Source organism: Alcaligenes faecalis (assembly GCF_002443155.1).
In the GTDB taxonomy this organism is placed as follows: Bacteria; Pseudomonadota; Gammaproteobacteria; order Burkholderiales; family Burkholderiaceae_B; genus Alcaligenes; species Alcaligenes faecalis.
In genome coordinates, this window is record NZ_CP023667.1 from 1,371,558 (window position 1) to 1,389,385 (window position 17,828).

At 56.9% G+C, this 17,828-nt stretch carries 17 protein-coding genes; 9 read left to right on the forward strand and 8 right to left on the reverse strand.

The features are described from left to right. Positions 1-178 precede the first annotated feature (178 nt). From CPY64_RS06295 to CPY64_RS06325, 7 genes are all read left to right on the forward strand, one after another. A complete protein-coding gene (locus CPY64_RS06295) occupies positions 179-670 on the forward strand; it encodes a low molecular weight protein-tyrosine-phosphatase (RefSeq protein ID WP_026482840.1) in 492 nt (163 codons plus the stop codon). A gap of 141 nt (positions 671-811) precedes the next feature. Continuing rightward, on the forward strand, positions 812-1,288 hold the full coding sequence (gene iscR / locus CPY64_RS06300) for a Fe-S cluster assembly transcriptional regulator IscR (protein ID WP_021446710.1): 477 nt from the start codon (positions 812-814) through the stop codon (positions 1,286-1,288). Positions 1,289-1,322: 34 nt separating this feature from the next. Beyond that, positions 1,323-2,516 carry an IscS subfamily cysteine desulfurase gene (locus CPY64_RS06305; protein ID WP_042479797.1) on the forward strand — a complete coding sequence of 398 codons (1,194 nt, stop codon included), beginning with the start codon at positions 1,323-1,325 and terminating at the stop codon, positions 2,514-2,516. Further along, positions 2,513-2,896, forward strand: a complete 384-nt coding sequence (locus CPY64_RS06310) for an iron-sulfur cluster scaffold-like protein (RefSeq protein ID WP_042479800.1) — start codon at positions 2,513-2,515, stop codon at positions 2,894-2,896. The genes CPY64_RS06305 and CPY64_RS06310 overlap by 4 nt, the downstream gene beginning before the upstream one ends. Before the next feature lie 53 nt (positions 2,897-2,949). Further along, a complete protein-coding gene (locus tag CPY64_RS06315) occupies positions 2,950-3,273 on the forward strand; it encodes a HesB/IscA family protein (RefSeq protein WP_003801383.1) in 324 nt (107 codons plus the stop codon). A gap of 6 nt (positions 3,274-3,279) precedes the next feature. Continuing rightward, positions 3,280-4,158 (forward strand): methylglyoxal synthase, encoded by an 879-nt coding sequence (locus CPY64_RS06320; RefSeq protein WP_042479804.1) that lies wholly within the window; start codon positions 3,280-3,282, stop codon positions 4,156-4,158. 282 nt (positions 4,159-4,440) lie between these two features. Next, positions 4,441-5,457, forward strand: a complete 1,017-nt coding sequence (locus tag CPY64_RS06325) for a Bug family tripartite tricarboxylate transporter substrate binding protein (RefSeq protein WP_226791339.1) — start codon at positions 4,441-4,443, stop codon at positions 5,455-5,457. A gap of 160 nt (positions 5,458-5,617) precedes the next feature. On the opposite strand, the gene lysS is transcribed toward CPY64_RS06325, so the two are convergent. From lysS to infA, 5 genes are all read right to left on the reverse strand, one after another. Continuing rightward, the gene (lysS, locus tag CPY64_RS06330; protein WP_042479808.1) at positions 5,618-7,141 is read right to left on the reverse strand and encodes a lysine--tRNA ligase; all 1,524 of its coding nucleotides are present in this window, start codon (positions 7,139-7,141) and stop codon (positions 5,618-5,620) included. A gap of 11 nt (positions 7,142-7,152) precedes the next feature. Continuing rightward, positions 7,153-7,890, reverse strand: a complete 738-nt coding sequence (locus CPY64_RS06335) for an SDR family NAD(P)-dependent oxidoreductase (protein ID WP_042479810.1) — start codon at positions 7,888-7,890, stop codon at positions 7,153-7,155. A 1-nt stretch (position 7,891) separates the two neighbouring features. Then, positions 7,892-8,996, reverse strand: a protein-coding gene (prfB, locus tag CPY64_RS06340) for a peptide chain release factor 2 (protein ID WP_096917380.1) whose coding sequence is annotated in 2 segments (ribosomal slippage) — positions 7,892-8,914 and positions 8,916-8,996 — 1,104 coding nt in all. Because the reading frame shifts where the segments join, the coding sequence is not laid out codon by codon here. Between the two features lie 110 nt (positions 8,997-9,106). Further along, positions 9,107-10,816: a methyl-accepting chemotaxis protein gene (locus tag CPY64_RS06345; RefSeq protein WP_042482031.1), complete on the reverse strand. Its 1,710-nt coding sequence runs from the start codon at positions 10,814-10,816 to the stop codon at positions 9,107-9,109. Between the two features lie 111 nt (positions 10,817-10,927). Then, a complete protein-coding gene (gene infA / locus CPY64_RS06350) occupies positions 10,928-11,200 on the reverse strand; it encodes a translation initiation factor IF-1 (protein WP_009458008.1) in 273 nt (90 codons plus the stop codon). Positions 11,201-11,894: 694 nt separating this feature from the next. On the opposite strand from infA, the gene CPY64_RS06355 reads away from it, so the two are divergent. Beyond that, entirely contained in the window at positions 11,895-12,806 is a 912-nt protein-coding gene (locus CPY64_RS06355) for a DMT family transporter (RefSeq protein ID WP_042479815.1), read from the forward strand. Between the two features lie 113 nt (positions 12,807-12,919). Here the strand turns inward: CPY64_RS06355 and CPY64_RS06360 are convergent, their stop codons facing one another. Next, positions 12,920-13,855: a bile acid:sodium symporter family protein gene (locus CPY64_RS06360; protein WP_042479818.1), complete on the reverse strand. Its 936-nt coding sequence runs from the start codon at positions 13,853-13,855 to the stop codon at positions 12,920-12,922. 348 nt (positions 13,856-14,203) lie between these two features. Between CPY64_RS06360 and CPY64_RS06365 the strand changes: the two genes are divergently transcribed. Then, entirely contained in the window at positions 14,204-15,118 is a 915-nt protein-coding gene (locus tag CPY64_RS06365) for a DMT family transporter (protein WP_042479820.1), read from the forward strand. A gap of 60 nt (positions 15,119-15,178) precedes the next feature. Here CPY64_RS06365 and recJ read toward each other — a convergent pair whose 3' ends face one another. Then, positions 15,179-16,888, reverse strand: a complete 1,710-nt coding sequence (recJ, locus tag CPY64_RS06370; protein ID WP_042479824.1) for a single-stranded-DNA-specific exonuclease RecJ — start codon at positions 16,886-16,888, stop codon at positions 15,179-15,181. Beyond that, a complete protein-coding gene (locus tag CPY64_RS06375; protein WP_042479827.1) occupies positions 16,870-17,811 on the reverse strand; it encodes a hypothetical protein in 942 nt (313 codons plus the stop codon). Before CPY64_RS06375 ends, recJ begins: the two co-directional genes overlap by 19 nt. Positions 17,812-17,828: the final 17 nt, after the last annotated feature.

The following is a 17,828-nucleotide window of genomic DNA, read 5'->3' on the forward strand; positions in this document are numbered from 1 at the left end:
ATCCGCTAAGCAAAGGGTGCCGCGCCTTTGGTTTATTCCAAACTTCAAGCAGCTGCGTACTGTTCTTATTGGCAGCCCCCAAACGATACGGATTTGCAGTTTTCGAGGCCGTTTTCGGAGCCTGTTCCGGCCCGGTTCTGTCTTGCCTTATTTGGGGTTTTCCCGCAGACTTTGACGCATTATGAGTAAGGTTCTGTTTGTCTGTACAGGGAATATTTGCCGCTCCCCCAGCGCCGAAGGTGTCTTGCGCCAACTGGTCGACCAAGCCAGTTTGTCGGAGGCTATTTTGGTGGATTCAGCCGCCACGCATGGCTTTCATGTTGGCGAGCATCCTGACACACGCGCACAGATAGCCGCTCGTAAACGCGGTTATGACATCTCTACCTATCAGGCCCGACAGGTCCAGCGCGAGGACTTTCGCAACTTCGACCTTATCTTGAGCATGGACTGGGAAAACCACGCTGCCTTGCAGCAAATGTGTCCTCCCATTTACCGCCACAAGCTCATGCTGCTGATGCGCTTTGCCACTGACTATGAAGCGGCTACCGTGCCCGATCCTTATTATGGCGGCCAGGATGGCTTTAATAAGGTCATGGACTATATCGAGGATGCCTGTCAGGGCGTGTTCGAGCTGGTTCGCAAGCGCGTCCCCAATTACCGTGCTGCCTGAGCGGCTAAATAACACTTCAGTATAAGTGTAAAAACACACGCTCAAGCACGGTAGTTTCCCCTGTATTTGCTATACTGGACCAAATTGGTCGGATTTGCCCTTGGCAATCCGGCCGCTTTCGCCTTTGGCAAGGAAACTATCATGCGTTTGACGACAAAAGGGCGTTTCGCCGTAACCGCGATGATCGATCTTGCGCTGCGCCAGCAAAGTGGACCGGTGACGCTCGCAGGCATCAGCCAGCGACAGGGTATCTCGCTCTCCTATCTTGAGCAGTTGTTTGGCAAGTTGCGCCGCCATGAACTGGTCGATAGCGTGCGTGGTCCAGGTGGTGGCTATACGCTTGCGCGTCTGGCTCGCCATATCACTGTTGCTGACATTGTGTTTGCGGTCGATGAGCCCGTTGATGCCACCCAATGCGGTGGCAAGGGTAATTGCAAGCAGGGCACAAATGGGCAGAAAGGCGAGTGCATGACTCACGAGCTTTGGGCGACGCTTAGTCGTAAAATGGTCGATTATCTGGACTCTGTCTCGCTACAGGACTTGGTTGATCAGCAGCGTCTGCGTCAGCTCAAGTTGGCCGCTCAGGAAGCTGGTCAGCCAGAAGAATGTACTTTGTAGTGGGCAGTCGCCGCTACTGACTCCGGAGTTTTGTATGAGTCGCGCTCAGCGTATTTATATGGATTATGCCGCCACCACACCGGTAGACCCGCGTGTTGCCGACAGCATGATTCCCTGGTTGACGGAACGATTTGGCAATCCCGCCTCCAGCAGCCATCCTTATGGATGGGATGCGGAAGAAGCCGTGGATCAGGCGCGTCGTCAGGTTGCCTCCCTGGTTGGGGCAGAGCCGCGAGAAATCGTCTGGACTTCCGGTGCTACCGAAGCCATCAATCTGGCCCTGAAGGGTGCCGCACAGTTTTATCAGTCCAAGGGCCGCCATATTATTACCGTCCGTACGGAACACAAGGCCGTGCTCGACACCTGTCTGGCCTTGCAGGACGAAGGGTTTGAAGTCACCTTTCTGGATGTCCTGCCCAGTGGTCTGATTGATCCGCAGGCGTTTGAACAAGCCATTCGTCCCGATACCATCCTGGCCTCGGTCATGCTGGTGAATAACGAAATTGGCGTGATTCAGGATGTGCAGGCTTTGGGGGCAATTTGCCGTGAGCACAAGGTGCTGTTCCATGTGGACGCCGCCCAGGCTACCGGCAAGGTGGCGATCAATCTGCAGGAATGGCCAGTGGATTTGATGTCCATGTCTGCCCACAAGACCTACGGTCCTAAAGGGATTGGTGCCTTGTATATCCGTCGTAAACCGGCGGTGCGTCTGAAAGCACAGATTCATGGTGGTGGTCACGAGCGCGGTTTTCGTTCCGGTACGCTGGCTACGCATCAGATCGTGGGCATGGGCCGCGCTTTCGAGCTGGCTGCTCAGGAAATGGACCAGGACAATCAGCGCATCACGGCCTTGCGGGATCGTCTGTGGGCCGGTTTGCAGCCAATTCCGGATCTGTTTCTGAACGGTACCCTGGACCAGCGTGTGCCGCATAACCTGAATATCAGTGTGGATCACATCGAGGGCGAAGCCCTGATGATGGCCCTGACGGATCTGGCTGTGTCCAGCGGCTCGGCCTGTACCTCGGCCAGCCTGGAACCGTCCTACGTATTGACGGCCTTGGGTCGCAGCGATCAGTTGGCGCACAGCTCCTTGCGCTTGAGCCTCGGCCGTTTCACGACCGAGCAGGACATTGATGACACGATTGCCGCCATCCGTCGTGTGGTTGAACAATTGCGGGCCGTCTCTCCTTTATGGAGCGAGCCCGCTTCGGAGCAGTTCGCGCAATGAGATATAGTGACGCTGTCATGGAGCATTTCCTGCACCCGCGTCATGCGGGTGTCATGAACAGCAGTGATGCTGACGTAGGCACGGGGGAAGCAGGAAGTCACGAAACCGGGGCATTGATTCGGATCCAGCTCAAAGTATCGGAGCAGGGCCAGATTCAGGATAGCTGTTTCAAGGCTTATGGTTGTGGCTGTACCATCGCTGCCGCTTCTTATGCGGCGCAATGGTTGCAGGATCGCAGTCTGGAGCAAGCGGCCCGGTTCTCGTCCACGGATGTACAGCAAGCGCTGGAATTGCCGCCGGTCAAAGTGCATTGTGCTTTGTTGGCCCAGGAGGCGGTTCAGGCTGCCATTGCCTCGGTACAGAACAAAGGCGCGTTTTAGTTGTCCAAGCCTGAAGGCTGACTACTCTTCAGGTTTATAGAAAGGAAAAGATTATGTCTATTTCTCTTACTCAGCCCGCCGCAGAACATATCCAGCGTCATTTGAAAAAACGCGGAGGCGGTTTGGGGCTACGTTTGGGTGTACGCCTGACCGGTTGCTCGGGTCTGGCCTACAAGCTGGATTTTGTTGATGAGCCGGTTGAAGGCGATCAACTGTTTGAAGAGCACGGCGTTAAGCTGTTTGTTGATCCAAAGAGCCTGCCCTTTATTGATGGCACGCGTCTGGATTATGGCCGTGATGGCCTCAATGAAGGTTTCAAGTTCATCAATCCAAACGAGAAAGCCTCCTGCGGGTGTGGCGAATCGTTTACCGTGTAGGAACTCATGTCATTACGTTTCGGTTTGGCGGCCAATCAATTGCACCATGATTCGGCAGATGCGGCTTTGTTTCAGTGGTTGCGGCGCTCAGCCAGCGGTATTCGCGAATTGGAAGTTGAGCTTTATACGGTGGGTCGTACCTGTAATGCCATCGAGCGTTCGGGCCTGCTGGAAGGCTATGGCGGGCTGGTTCGCTATCCTTATGGTCGTGATGGCGGCTTGATGAAGCTGGTGGCCCGGGTCACCCAAAGCCCGGACGGCACTCCGCCTTTTGATGGTGCCATTTACCTGATTGACCCGGTAGACCCTTCCTCCATTTTCCCGGAAGCACTGGCACTCAAGCGCCAATGCATCACGCATGGCCGTCCTTTCATCTCGACCCTGATGGGCGCGATTGAGTGGATTGAAGTGGAACGTGTCAGTCGCGGCCTGTGGCCCGACTCCAGCTGCAAACGTATTTTCGACTTCCCCAACCAAACTCTGGCCTTGATTGCGCACGATGCGCTCAAGGACAAGATGGTTGAGTTCGCTGACAAGCATTTCGACTTGCTGTCCCGTTTTGGCCAACGCGTAGGAACAGGTACGACCAGCCGTTTGTTGAACGAGCTGGCCTGGTCCAAAGGCTGGCCCAAGGAAACCCCCTGGATTCAGTCTTATCTAAGCGGACCTTTGGGCGGCGATGCGCAAATTGCCGAGCTGGTGCTTGAAAACCGTTGCCAGCGTGTGATCTTCTTCGAGGACCCGCATGTCGCACGTCAGCACGAGGCCGACATCCAGTTGCTGGAACGCGCGGTGCGTGTGGTAGCCGACAAGGCCTCGTGCTTCTCCTCGCCTGAGGTGGCCCATAAATGGGCGCAGGCGGTGATGCGCTTGCCGGTGGATTGATTGCGCAGGGATGGACGTACAGGCCTTGCAAGGTGTATTTAAAAACCTTGTGGTGGCAGTAAAAAAGGACGCTTTTAAGCGTCCTTTTTGTTTCAGCACGTTGTTGGCTGGGCCAGTTTCCCTGACTGTACGAACATCCCTGGCAGGGTCTTGATCAAATGACCCGGGAAAGGTCTGCTTGATTCGTGGGTGGGGCTTCTCTAGACTACGATGGTGCCTTGCAAGCACCGCAACACAATGTCGTCCAGTCAATAGGGCAGTGTGAAGATACCGGAGGCAGGCTTGAATCGTCGCATGATCTTGAATGCTATTGGCGCGGGTATGCTTGCCCGGCTTGGGGGCGTTGTGTCCTCGCTAGGTACTGCATTTGTTACGGCGCCAGCACGTGCGCGGCAGCTGGAGAACTTCCCTTCGGGGCCCGTACGCATTGTTGTTCCGGTGAATCCGGGTGGCAACGCCGATCGCATTGCGCGAATGCTGGCGCAAAGCCTTGCCGAATTGTGGCAACAAACAGTGATTGTGGACAATGTGCCAGGCGCGCACACCAGTCTTGGTGTCAACCGGGTCGTTCGCGCAGCACCGACCGGCCACACGCTGCTGTCCAGCGGGGATCAGCTTGCGATCAACGCGGCTCTGGGGCGCAAGCTGCCTTATAGCGAGACTGATGTTCGCGGAGTGACTCGCACTATTGTGAATACGCAGGTGCTGGTGGTTCGCCCAGGCTTGGGGGGCAGGCACTTTGATGAATATGTGGCGCTGCTCAAGCGGCGACCTGGCGAAGTATCCGCCGCGCTGCCGATTGGCTATGGCAGTATCTATCATCTTGCGGTTGAGATGCTTAATCAGCGTTTGGGTACGCAAACCAATAACATCCCTTACGCGGGTGGGGCTCCGGCTGTTCTGGACATATTAGGCGGGCATGTAGATGCTGCGCTTATTGATATCTCTGGGACAATCCAGAACATTCAGAAGCGTGAGCTCATTCCTCTGGCGGTGACCTCGCCGGAGCGCTCGAAGGTTTTACCGGATGTTCCCACTTTTCATGAGTTGGGTGTTTCTGATTTCGTGATCGAAAGCTGGCAGGGCATCTTTGTGCCACGTGCCACGCCCGACGAGGTAGTTGAGGTGTTGAATCGCGATATCACGGCTGTACTGCGTTCGCGCGAATTTGCTGAGCCATTGGAGGAGCAGGGCTTTGTGATCGCGCCTGGTTCGGCTGAGTCGCTGGATCAGATCGTGGCACGTGATATTGCCCTGTTTCGTGAAGTGGCGGCAGTTGCTGGTATCAAGCCTGAGTGAGGTCTGGTGTACCGGTGTAGGGCTGACTAATGATGGGATTGGAGTGGGAGTTTGTTCCGGGACTGGGCAGAATAGCTGCGTATCTGCGTATGTGTAAGCGGGGCGAGGATGCATAAAAAACGCACGGTCGAGACCGTGCGTTTTTTTGTTTTGAGACTGATTAGTCCTCGCGACGCAGATGCGGGAACAGGATCACGTCACGGATAGCAGGGCTATCGGTCAGCAACATGACCAGTCGGTCGATACCGATACCGCAGCCGCCTGTAGGAGGCATGCCGTATTCCAGAGCACGGATGTAGTCCGCATCGTAGAACATGGCTTCTTCGTCGCCAGCATCCTTGGCCTGAACCTGAGCCTGAAAGCGAGCGGCCTGGTCTTCAGGGTCGTTCAGCTCCGAGAAGCCATTGGCAATCTCGCGACCAGTGATGAACAGCTCAAAGCGCTCGGTAATGCCTTCCTGGGTGTCCGACGCGCGTGCCAGTGGCGACACTTCCACGGGGTAGTCCACGATGAAGGTGGGGTGCCACAGCTTGGATTCTGCTGTTTCTTCAAACAGAGCCAGTTGCAAGGCACCCAGACCGGCATCACGCAGTGGGGGCGAGTTCACGTCCACTTTCAGGCGAGCCAGTTCGGTACGCAGGAACTGGATGTCTTCCAGTTGCTCGATCTGGTAGGAAGGAGCGTACTTCATGATGGCGCCGGTAATGGTCAGGCGATCAAAAGGTAGGCTCAGATCCAGTTCGCGTTCCTGGTATTGCAGGGTAGCGGTACCACGGGCGCTGATCGCGGCCTCGCGTATCAGGTTTTCGGTGAAGTCCATCAGCCACTGGTAATCCGTGTAGGCTGCGTAGAACTCCATCATGGTGAATTCGGGGTTGTGACGAGGGCTGACGCCTTCGTTACGGAAGTTGCGGTTGATCTCGAACACGCGCTCGAAACCGCCCACGATCAAACGCTTCAGGTACAGCTCGGGAGCAATACGCAGGTACATTTCCATGTCCAGCGCATTGTGGTGGGTCACAAAGGGTTTGGCCGATGCGCCACCCGGAATGGGGTGCAGCATGGGGGTTTCCACTTCCAGGAAATCGGCCTGGGCCATGTGCTGGCGCAGGCTGCTCATGACCTTGCTGCGGGCCAGGAAGGTTTGACGGGTGTCTTCACCCATGATCAGGTCGACGTAGCGCTGACGGTACTTCAGTTCCTGGTCAGCCAGACCGTGGAATTTGTCGGGCAGAGGGCGCAGGGACTTGGCCAGTATGCGTACGCTGGAGGCGTGTACGGACAGCTCGCCCTTATTGGTTTTGAAGACTGTGCCTTCCACGGCCAGGATGTCGCCGATATCCCAGCCCTTGAATTCCGCGTAGTTCTCTTCGCCCAGTGCGGCTTTGTCCAGGTAGATCTGGATACGGCCGGAGGCATCTTGCAGCGTGGCAAAACTGGCTTTGCCCATGACACGTTTGAGCATCATGCGGCCAGCTACTTTCACGACTTTATTGGTGGCGGCCAGGGCATCCTTGTCCTGCTCGCCGTACTGGCTGTGCAGCTCGGCAGCGTGGGCGTCTGGGCGGAAATCGTTGGGGTAGGCGATACCGTTTTCGCGCAGGCGGTCCAGTTTGGAACGACGCTCGGCGATCAGTCGGTTTTCGTCTACGACGGGTGCGGAAGTGTCTAGCGGTTCAGTCATTGTGTCAGTACTTATTCGTAGTGGCGGATGTCATCCAGGACGTGCTGGCCAAAAGCCGGGCTGTTCAGGTGGCGAAAAATGCGCTCGGCCGTATCGTCCGGGCTGCTTAGCTGACCTTGCTGATGCAGGTCGATAAAGCGGCTCAGGTTCGGAAACTGGTCGCGGGACTGGCTACGGATATGGCCTTGCATATCGGTATCGACCACGCCGGGGGCCAGAGAGCAAACGGCCAGCTCGGGATTTTCCAGCTTCAGGGTTTGCGTATAGAAATCCAGCGCTGCTTTGCTGCAGCCATACACAGCCCAGCCCGAGACGGGTTTGCGGCCGGCACCCGAGGAGATATTGAGCACCTGGCGCTGGGCATCCTTGGGGGCGCCTTGCAAAAAGGCGGCGGTCAGGCTCATGACACTGGCGACATTCAATTGCAGCGCCTGTGTAATGGCCTGGGCATCGAGCAGGTGGCTGGCCTGCCCAACGGGATCAACCGTGCCCGCATTATTGATGAGGACGTAGCGTTGAGCCTGTGTCTGGCTGATCAAGGCTTGCAGGGCCTTGGCAGCCTCTTGTGCGCCTTCCGCGCTGGCCAGATCCACTTGCAGATGTTGATGAGCCCCTTGGGGCGCATCCAGTTGCAGTTCGCTGCGGGCCAAAGTGATCAACTGATGGCCAGCGGCCAGCGCCTGACGCGCCAGGGACAAGCCCAGACCGCGCGAGGCACCGCTTAGAACAGTCAGCGTGGAAGTGTGCATATTAAATACCTTGTTTCAGGCTGGCCTGAATAAAGGGATCCAGGTCGCCATCCAGAATCTTTTGCGTATTGGAGCTTTCGTAGTTCGTACGCAAATCCTTGATACGACTTTGATCCAGTACGTAGGAACGAATCTGGTGACCCCAGCCCACATCGCTCTTGGAGTCTTCCAGTTTCTGCTGCTCGGCCATGCGGTTGCGCATTTCCAGCTCGTACAGGCGGGATTTCAGCATCTGCATGGCTTCGGCACGGTTACGGTGCTGCGAGCGGTCGTTCTGACACTGCACCACAATGCCGCTGGGCTCGTGCGTGATACGAACGGCCGAGTCGGTTTTGTTAATGTGCTGACCACCGGCACCACTGGCGCGGTAGGTGTCGATACGCAGGTCGGCCGGATTGATTTCGACCTCGAAGGAGTCGTCAATTTCCGGATAGACAAACACGCTGGTAAAGGACGTGTGGCGGCCATTGGATGAGTCAAAGGGGCTTTTGCGAACCAGGCGGTGCACGCCGGTTTCCGTACGCAGAAAACCGTAGGCGTAATCGCCTTCAATCTTGATGGTGGCCGATTTGATACCGGCAACGTCACCGTCAGACTGTTCCAGAATTTCAGCCTTGAAGCCCTTGTGTTCGGCATAGCGCAAATACATGCGCAGCAGCATGGAGGCCCAGTCCTGGGCTTCGGTACCACCCGCGCCAGCCTGAATATCCATAAAGCAATTCAGCGGATCGGCAGGGTTGGAGAACATGCGGCGGAATTCCAGCTCTTCAATACGGCTGGCCATGGCGGCACAATCTTCTTCGATGGCGGCGATAGTGGCATCGTCATCGTCCATCGCGGCGAGTTCGAACAGGTCCTGCGAATCTTTCAGGCCTGTGTGCAAGGCGTCCAGCACATGCACCACGTTTTCCAGGCTTTTCTTTTCGCGGCCCAGATCCTGAGCGTGTTGAGGGTTGTCCCAGACGTTGGGATCCTCCAGTTCGGCATTGACTACGTGCAAACGATGAGCTTTGTCATCGTAGTCAAAGATACCTCCGTAAGGCATTTTCCCGCTCCGAATAATCGGCAAGGCGGGCTTCCAGTTGATTAAGTCGTTCCGATTCCATGATTCAGCGGCTTTCCTATATTTGAGGGCCATCCGCGCCAGCCAGCAAGGCGGCGCGCGGCAAACTTCCGATTTTACCCTTATCGGAGGTCTATGGCACGTATTGGCCGCTCAGGAACCGGACATTGTGCAAGCAGCGGTGCGATAGGCGGGCGCCGAACGGTAGGAAGATCGATTGGAGACGACGGGCTGGGCGGGCGTGTCTGCTTCGGAAGGCTCGCTATCCAGGCTGAAATGCGCGACCACCTGGGCCAGCAAGGTGGTTTGTTCCAGTTGCTCCTGGGCTGTGTGGGCGCTGTGTTCAACCAGCTTCTGGTTAGACTGGCCTTGCTGGTCCAGGCGTGTCATGACCTGGTTTACATACTCGATATGGGTAGCCTGGTCTTGAGAGGCCTGGGCAATATCGGCCACGATGCTGCGCATTTCATTGACCTTGTGTTGTGTGCTGGCCATGACTTGCGCCATGCCGCGCGCGGCCATCGAGCTTTGTTCGGTTTGTTCAACAGAACTGGAGATCAAGGTGGAAATCTGTTGCAAGGCATCGGTGGAGCGCAAAGCCAGGTTACGCACTTCGGCAGCAACAACCGCAAAGCCATGACCGTGCACACCAGCGCGGGCGGCTTCCACGGCGGCATTCAGGGCCAGGATATTGGTCTGGAAGGCAATGCTGCGGATCAGCTTGGTGATCTCGCTCATTTTGTGCGAGCTGTCGGCAATGGCGTTGATGGTATCGAGCAGGCTGTGCACGGCCTGATTGCCTTGGGCCACCTGGCTGGAGGTGTCCTGCGCCAGGTGATCAGCGGTTCGGGCTTGTTCGGCATTCTGGCGCACGGTGTCGGCCAATTGATTCATCGCCTTGACGGTGTGATTCAATTCGGTGGATTGGTCCAGAATCTGTTCACTCAGGTTTTGACTGCCCAGCACAATCGCGTGCGAGCCGTCGCGTATCAGGCCGGTTTGCTCGCGGATCTGATGTACCACGGTTTGTACGCCCTGGCCGATCCCATTGAGTGCGGTCAGCAAGGTCCCGAACTCATCATGGCGACGCACACTGAGCTGGGCATTGAGCTTGCCTTGGGCCAGTTCCTTGGCCAGATTCGCCCCTTGATCCAGTGGCTGCTTGATGGAGCGATACAAGAGGAGCAGGGCAAGGGTACTGGCCAGGAAGAACAGGGCCAGCGCCGCCAGGGCCAGGCTGAACGCACGGTCACTGCTGCGGCCAGCCAGATCCAGAGAGCTGTCCAGCCGCTCACTGAACTGGTGCTCGAACTGATCCAGTGTATCCGTGATCTGGGTGGAGGCTTGAATATATTGCTGGCTGAACACCAGCACTTTGGCCATCAAGGCATTGGGCAGGGCAATGCGGATGGCACCGTTGCCATCTTCAAACTGGCCGCTGGCGGTTTGAATGGCTTCGGACTGAACCTGGCTGAGTGCCAGGGTCTGTTCATAAGCAGAGCGCAGCAGGTCCTGTTCAGCCGGTTCCAGTTCCAGATCCCTGAAGCGGTCCAGCATCGCCAGGGTGACGCCGTCCTGATCCGGCTGGACACCGGTAAATACCGCCAAGAGGTGGCGGAAGTTTTCCTGAAATTCGATCTGTTCGCTGGAGACAAACGCGATGGCCTGACGGCTGAGTAATTCGCTGATGCGTTTGAAGTCTTTGCTAAGCGCTGTCGTTTGATGACGCTGGGCTTCCAGATGCTTGCGTTGTTCGATGCTGCTGCTCAAATGTTGCAGGGCAATCAGCATCAGGATTAGAAACAGGCTCAGAATTGCAAAATAGGCGATGAAGCCGGTTTTGAGCGTCAGTAATTTTTTCAAGGCGACTCCCACAAAATGTGGGGTGCGCCCGAGCGCTGATGGCTCTTGTCGCACCCCTGTCAGGCGCGCCTATCTTTGCATCTAATTGTGACAGGGGTGTGGCGATATGTCTTAACGGCGGTGGGGGGTGCGACGAGGGGCAGAGGTCGGCGCGCCAATACGCTTGGGCAGGTGGCGGAAAATAATGCGACCCTTGCTCAGGTCGTAGGGCGACATTTCCAGGGTGACGCTGTCGCCAGCCAGAATACGGATGTGGTGCTTGCGCATCTTGCCGCCGGTGTAGGCGATAACCGCGTGACCGTTGTCCAGGGTGACACGAAAGCGCGAGTCAGGCAGGATTTCGGTGACGGAACCTTGCATTTCAAGTAGCTCTTCTTTGGCCATAAATCGGGACTCCTTTAAAAATAATAATTCCCGTCTGGCCCTGCTGGGCGGGACGGGGACGGGCTTAGTAACAAGGCAGACCGACAAACCGGACAAGCGGTGTCTGGAGTCCAGCGTTGCACTAGGCCCATAAAAATCGGGATGAATCTGTGTCTGTCAGGAGTGTTCGGTTCCAGACAGGGTCGGGTTGATCAAATTGAAAACACGCCCGCCGTTCATGGGGGGATCCAGCCGGGGCAGACAAGGTCTGCCTACCTGAAAAACGGGCAAAAACACGAATACTTGCCAGGAACAGAGACCTGCATAACGACGCGCGGGACAGGCCCTTGCGGTTAAAGGTGCTGGTTGTGGTGCCAAGTAATGCACTTGGGGCGCTTGATTGAGTCAAGCTTTATTCCCAAAAGTGGGGGTGTTTCAAGGTCGATTTACCCTGGATAGCTGCATCTGATGTTGCTAAAGCCAGACGAGCGTGGATGGGATGGGCCAATAAAATTCAATCAGCGCCATGACGTGACAATTGTATGATTATAAATAATATTTATGGATTGGTCAAAGATTGACCAGTTCACATCGTCACAAGCAGGCAGGTAAAGGCGTAGAGGGCAGGGCATGCTTGCCTATATACTAGGCCAATCGTAACGGCGCAAAGTTGACCTGAGGAGGGATCACATGCGCCGTTGCCGTTTTTTAGGACATGCTTGTGAGCACTCAGAAACTGACCCCTGGCACGACGGCTTTACTGGTTTTACCCACGATCTTGTGGGCAAGTAACGCCATTGTGGGGCGCCTGATTCATGATCAGGTTCCGCCCATTACCCTGAACTTTTTCCGTTGGCTGGTGGCTTTCACCATCCTGCTCTTTGTGGGGCGGCAGGTTCTGCGACGCGGCAGCAATTTGTGGACCAACTGGAAACGCTACTCGATTCTGGGGCTGCTGGGCATAGGGATCTATAACGCTTTGCAATACCTGGCACTGCAAAGTTCCTCGCCCATCAACGTGACGCTGGTCAATGCCAGCTTGCCGTTCTGGATGCTGGTGATCGGACGCCTGTTCTTCAAATCCATCGTCAATGGGCGTCAGCTGGTGGGTGGCTTGATGTCCTTGCTGGGGGTGGTGCTGGTGCTGACGCGTGCGGATTGGCACGAGCTGATCGCCTTCCGTTTTGTGCCGGGCGATGTGTATATGGTGATCGCCACCATTGCCTGGGCAATCTATAGCTGGATGCTCAGCACGCGCCGCCATGAGGGTGTCATCGCGGAAACCTGGGCCACCGTGGTGATGGCGCAAGTGTTCTTTGGCTTGATCTGGTCCGGTGCCTTCGCAGCCATGGAGTGGAAGTTCACCGATTGGCATATCGACTGGTCCTGGGGCTTGTTGCTGGCGATTCTGTATGTTGGGACAGGCCCGGCGTTGATTGCCTTGCGGTGCTGGGGCGTGGCTGTCCAACGAGTGGGTGCGGCAACGGCCGGATTCTTCGTGAATCTGATGCCTGTATTTGCGGCTTTGATGTCTGTTTTTATTCTGGGCGATACCCCCAAGCTCTACCACGGTGCGGCTTTTCTGCTGATTGTGGGCGGGATTTATGTGTCCTCGCGTAAGAGTTGAGGCTTGAGAATACTTGGTATCTGACCCTGCTCCAGATACAAAAAGGGACGCCCGGTAGAGCGTCCCTTTTTATTTTTGGGACTCGGGTTCAAGTCCCTGGGCGTGGCAAATGTTTATTGCTTGCCATCGTCCATGCGACGGAAAATCGTCGCGACCAAAGGACCGGAAATATTGTGCCAAACGCTGAAAATCGCGCTGGGCACGGCGGCCAATGGCGAGAAGTGGGCACTGGCCAGAGCCACGCCCAGGCCGGAGTTTTGCATGCCTACTTCAATAGCCAGCGTCTTGCGCTGTGGCAAAGGCATGCCACTCAAGCGTGCTAACAGATAGCCCAGGACGTAGCCCAGCATGTTGTGCAGAACCACGACGGAGAACACCAGCAAACCGCTGGTCGCAATCTTGGACTGGTTACCTGCCACCACAGCGGCCACGATAGCCACAATGGCCACGACAGAAACCAGGGGCAGGGCCGCCACGCCGGCTTTGATTTTTTCACCTAGCAGGGACTGCACAATAATGCCCAGGGCAATGGGCAGAATCACCACCTGAACAATGGACCAGAACATGGCCGAGGCGCTGACTTCCAGCCATTGGCTGGCCAGGAAGTAAATCAGGGCAGGGGTGACGATAGGGGCCAGCAAGGTGGTGACCGAGGTAATGGCAACTGACAGGGCCAGGTCGCCACGCGCCAGAAAAGTCATCACGTTGGACGAGGTGCCACCGGGGCAGCAGCCCACCAGAATGACGCCAATGGCCAATTCAGGTGGCAGGGAAAAGGCGTAGGTCAGAAACCAGGCCAAGGCAGGCATGATAATGAACTGACCCACAACACCAATAGCCACACGGCCAGGGCGTACAAACACTTCAGCAAAGTCCTTGCGCGACAAAGTCAGCCCCATACCGAACATGATGATGCCCAGAAGTGGAACAATATAAGCGCCTAACCAGCGGTAGTGGTCGGGAAAGTAAAAGGCCAAAATGGCAAACAGTAGAACCCAGATGGCAAAGGTATTGCCAACAAAACGGCTCAGGCGGGCGATAGCCTGCATGATGAAATATCCTTCAAGGAGCACGGCTGGCCGGTAGGCCGGCGCGGTGCGGATTAGTCTGTTACGGGGAGCAGCATGGGTCGGGCCGGGTGTAGGGCCGTCCATCGCAGACCTGCTTAAGGACTGGCGACACGACTTTCCGGTGGGGTGGGATAAAGCGCTGGCAACACGGGGCTGTACGGGCAGATCTGGGTAAGGTCAGTTGTACAGGCGGTGGTGAGCGAAACGGGCAACATGGCAGACCATGTTTTTTTATCCTGGAAGGCCGAGCTCGGGCGTATTGTAGACCCAGGCCGTCATGGTATTTTGATTAGCTGCCTTGCAAATGGGTGTATTAGGAGAGGGTGGGTGAATAGAGCGGGATCACGTCTGGCGGCATACGCCTGTTTGGCTTTGTCCATGTCTTTGGTGGGCAGTTATATCGCCTTGACGCGGCCCTTGGTCGCGGCGCTGCCGGTATTCCTGCTGGCCTGGCTGCGTTTTGGCATTGGCGGGATCGCCATGCTGCGCTGGCTGCGCAAGCCGGCGACCGAACCCGTACTGGACCTGCGTACCCGTGGCCTGATTTTCCTGGAGTCCTTTCTGGGTAATTTCCTGTTCACGCTTTGCATGGTGACAGGCATCAGCATGACCAGTGCTGTTTCTGCGGGCGTTATTTTGTCCGCCATTCCCGGCATGGTGGCCTTGTTCAGTTGGTACTTCCTGAAAGAAAGCATAGGCCCTCGTACGTGGGCGTCGTTGGCCTTGGGCATGGGCGGCATTGCCTTGCTGGCTTTGGTGCAGGCCGATGATCATGGGGTGGATCAATTGGACCCGGGGAGAATGTGGCTGGGCAATGCGCTGATCTTTTGTGCCGTCTTGTGCGAGTCGGCCTATGCCGTTATTGGCAAGCGCCTGACCGCTGTGCTTAGTCCCAAGCGCATCAGTGCGATTATCAATCTGTGTAGCTTGGCCCTGATTACGCCATTAGGTTTGTACGCCGCCTGGGATTTTGACTTCACGGCACCGGCAGGCTGGATCTGGCCTTTATTGGTGTTTTATTCCTTGGCGGCCAGCGTCTGGACGGTCTGGCTGTGGATGACGGGTGTGCGTTCCGTACCCGCTTCGCAAGCAGCCGTCTTTATGGTCTTGATGCCTTTAGGCACGGCGGCAGTGGGTGTGCTGGTGCTGGGCGAGAGTTTTACCACCGTGCATGTTTACGCCTTCATTCTGGCTTTGGCGGGTTTGGTGCTGGCGACCTTGCCTACCCGGGCGAAGTCCTAAAAAAAACCGCTGCATAAGCAGCGGTTTTGGGGCAGGGAGACTGGGCAATAGCGCTAAGGTTTAATCCTGACCCTGTGCATATTCAATAATGAACTGCACGCTGACGTTCCCGTTCCATTCGTTCTGATCCAGGCGATAGGCGGCTTCGATATTTTCAGGCAGCAAGGTATCGCGGTTGAACCAGATCGCGTCGAAGTATTCGCCGTTGCGCTCCAGGCTCAACTTCAAATGCTTGTTCTTGAGCAGACGTTGTTGGCGCACGAAGAAGTTGTCGCGGAAAACAGGAGCCGGGAAGCCGGCGCCCCAGACTTGTTTTTGCAGCAGCCCGGCCACCGTAATATTAATGTGCTCAGGCTCCAATGAACCGTCGGTTTCGATGATGGGGTCAAACTGATAGCGGCCCGTCAGTTCCTGCACGGCTTCCTCAAAAGCTTGCACGAACACATCGTAATTGTCTTCTTCGATCGTCAGGCCGGCTGCCATGGCGTGGCCACCAAACTTCAGAATCAGGCCGGGATAGCGTTTGGACACCAGGTCCAGCGCATCGCGCAGGTGCACGTCGGGAATAGAACGGCCCGACCCTTTGATCTCGCCTTCGTCACCTTGGGCAAAGGCCAGGGTAGGACGCCAGTACTTTTCTTTCAGACGTGAGGCGACCAGTCCGACGATGCCTTGGTGCCATTCCGGGTGAAACACGCACACGGTGGCGCTGGTGTCCGGTTCAGCCAGTTCGGCCGCGCGCAGGGCCTCTTCGCGCATGGACTGCTCAATCGAGCGGCGATCCTGGTTCATGTCCTCCAGTTCGCGGGCCAGATTCGCGGCTTCGTCTTCATCATCCGTGATCAGGCAGCGTATCCCCAAGGCCATATCGGCCAGTCGACCGGCGGCGTTGATGCGTGGGCCCAAGGCAAAACCCAGATCAAAGGCACTGGCCTGACGGGGATCGCGGCCTGCAACCTGGAACAGGGCGCGCAGTCCGGCTTGCATCTGGCCCTTGCGCATGCGCTCCAGGCCTTGGGTGACGATCAGGCGGTTGTTGGCATCCAGGCTGACCACGTCGGCCACGGTGCCCAGGGCAACCAGATCAGCCAGCTCGTTCAGGCGTGGGCCTGCATTGGCTTCATACACCCCGCGTTGTCGCAGCTCGGCACGCAAAGCCAGCATCAGGTAAAAAATAACGCCCACACCGGCCAGGTTCTTGGAGGGGAACTCACAGCCGGGTTGATTGGGGTTCACAATCGCCAGGGCATCGGGCAGTTCATCGCCGGGCAAGTGGTGGTCTGTGACCAGAACCTTCATGCCCGCCATATGGGCGGCTTCCACGCCATCAATACTGGCAATGCCGTTATCCACGGTAATCAGCAGATCCGGCTTGCCCGAAGGGTGTTGTTCTGCCAGTTTGACCACGGCGGGTGACAGGCCATAGCCAGTTTCAAAACGGTTTGGAACCAGAAAGTCCACAACAGCCCCCATGCTGCGCAGCGCGCGCAGGCCGACTGCACAGGCGGTAGCGCCGTCACAGTCGTAGTCGGCAATGATCAGCATGCGATCCCGGCGGGCAATGGCATCGGCCAGCAAGATGGCGGCTTCACGCGCCTGAGTCAGCATATTGGGCGGAATCATGTTGCGCCAGGCCGGATCGATCTGGGTGGCATCGGTCACACCCCGGGAAGCCAGCAGACGGGCCATTAAGTCGTGAATCCCGGCCTGTTTCAGGGCGTTGCTGGCAGCTTCTTGAGCGGGACGGTTTTTCAGGATAGGGGTGACCACCACTGACTCCAGTTAGAGGTTTGTTTGAACAGGGACCAGATGCGGCGCGAGGCAGGACCGACGTGAGCGTAGCGGTCCAGTCCGGTCAGCACCAGCTCTGGCATGGGCCCTGCGGCCAGGGGGGCGAGCACGGTACGATCCAGCTCGGCCAGTTGTTGCAGCCAAAGTCCCCAGTCTTGTCGTATCAGGCTGTCTTGCAAATCATCAATAATGCGCAGTTCGGCAGGCTCGGGGCCTAATTGCTGACTGGAAGCCCCGCCAAACAGCCATAAGCTGTTCACATTGGGCAGGCCCGCCTGTTCGCGCTCCTGATTGTCCGGCAGCGCAAAGGCCAGCATCTGAAATTCATTGATCAGGCGACGCCACGGGCGGGTTTGGACATCCTGCGTCCACCAATTATTCAAATTGCTTTGGCTGACCAGTTCTGTGGAGGCTGCTTGCACCGTAAAATCAGTGGGTGGAGTGACACGCCACAACTCCGGGCTGAGGTACTCGAATTGAAAGCCGGTGTCGTCCAGATAAGGGCGAATGGCCTCCAGCAAGGCACGGCTGTAGGACTCGGACAAGGCCAGTTGTTCAGCCGGTATCAGCATGGCGCCCTCACGAGAGGGGGCGATGTGAACCAGCTCGGCCAGCCAGACCGCCTGGTCCGGTGCCGCCGAGTGGATTTGTTTCAACTGGCGTAGCCGCAAAGGGGCCAGACCTGCGCTAAGATGCTGGGCTTGGTGCGCCGTAAAGCCGTGAGCGTGCAAAAGCCAGGATTGTGCTGGCGTGCACAGGTCCTCGGACGGGTCACGTACCGACAGCGTGCCTTTGCCCTGAGTCAGTAACTGAACCAGTGACGGGGCCGTCTGGGGCAAGTGTTTGATGAGTTCGCGCGCGATGGCCGGTTCCGGCAGCGCACCGTTGATTACGATCTGCATGACAGCGATTGTAGTGT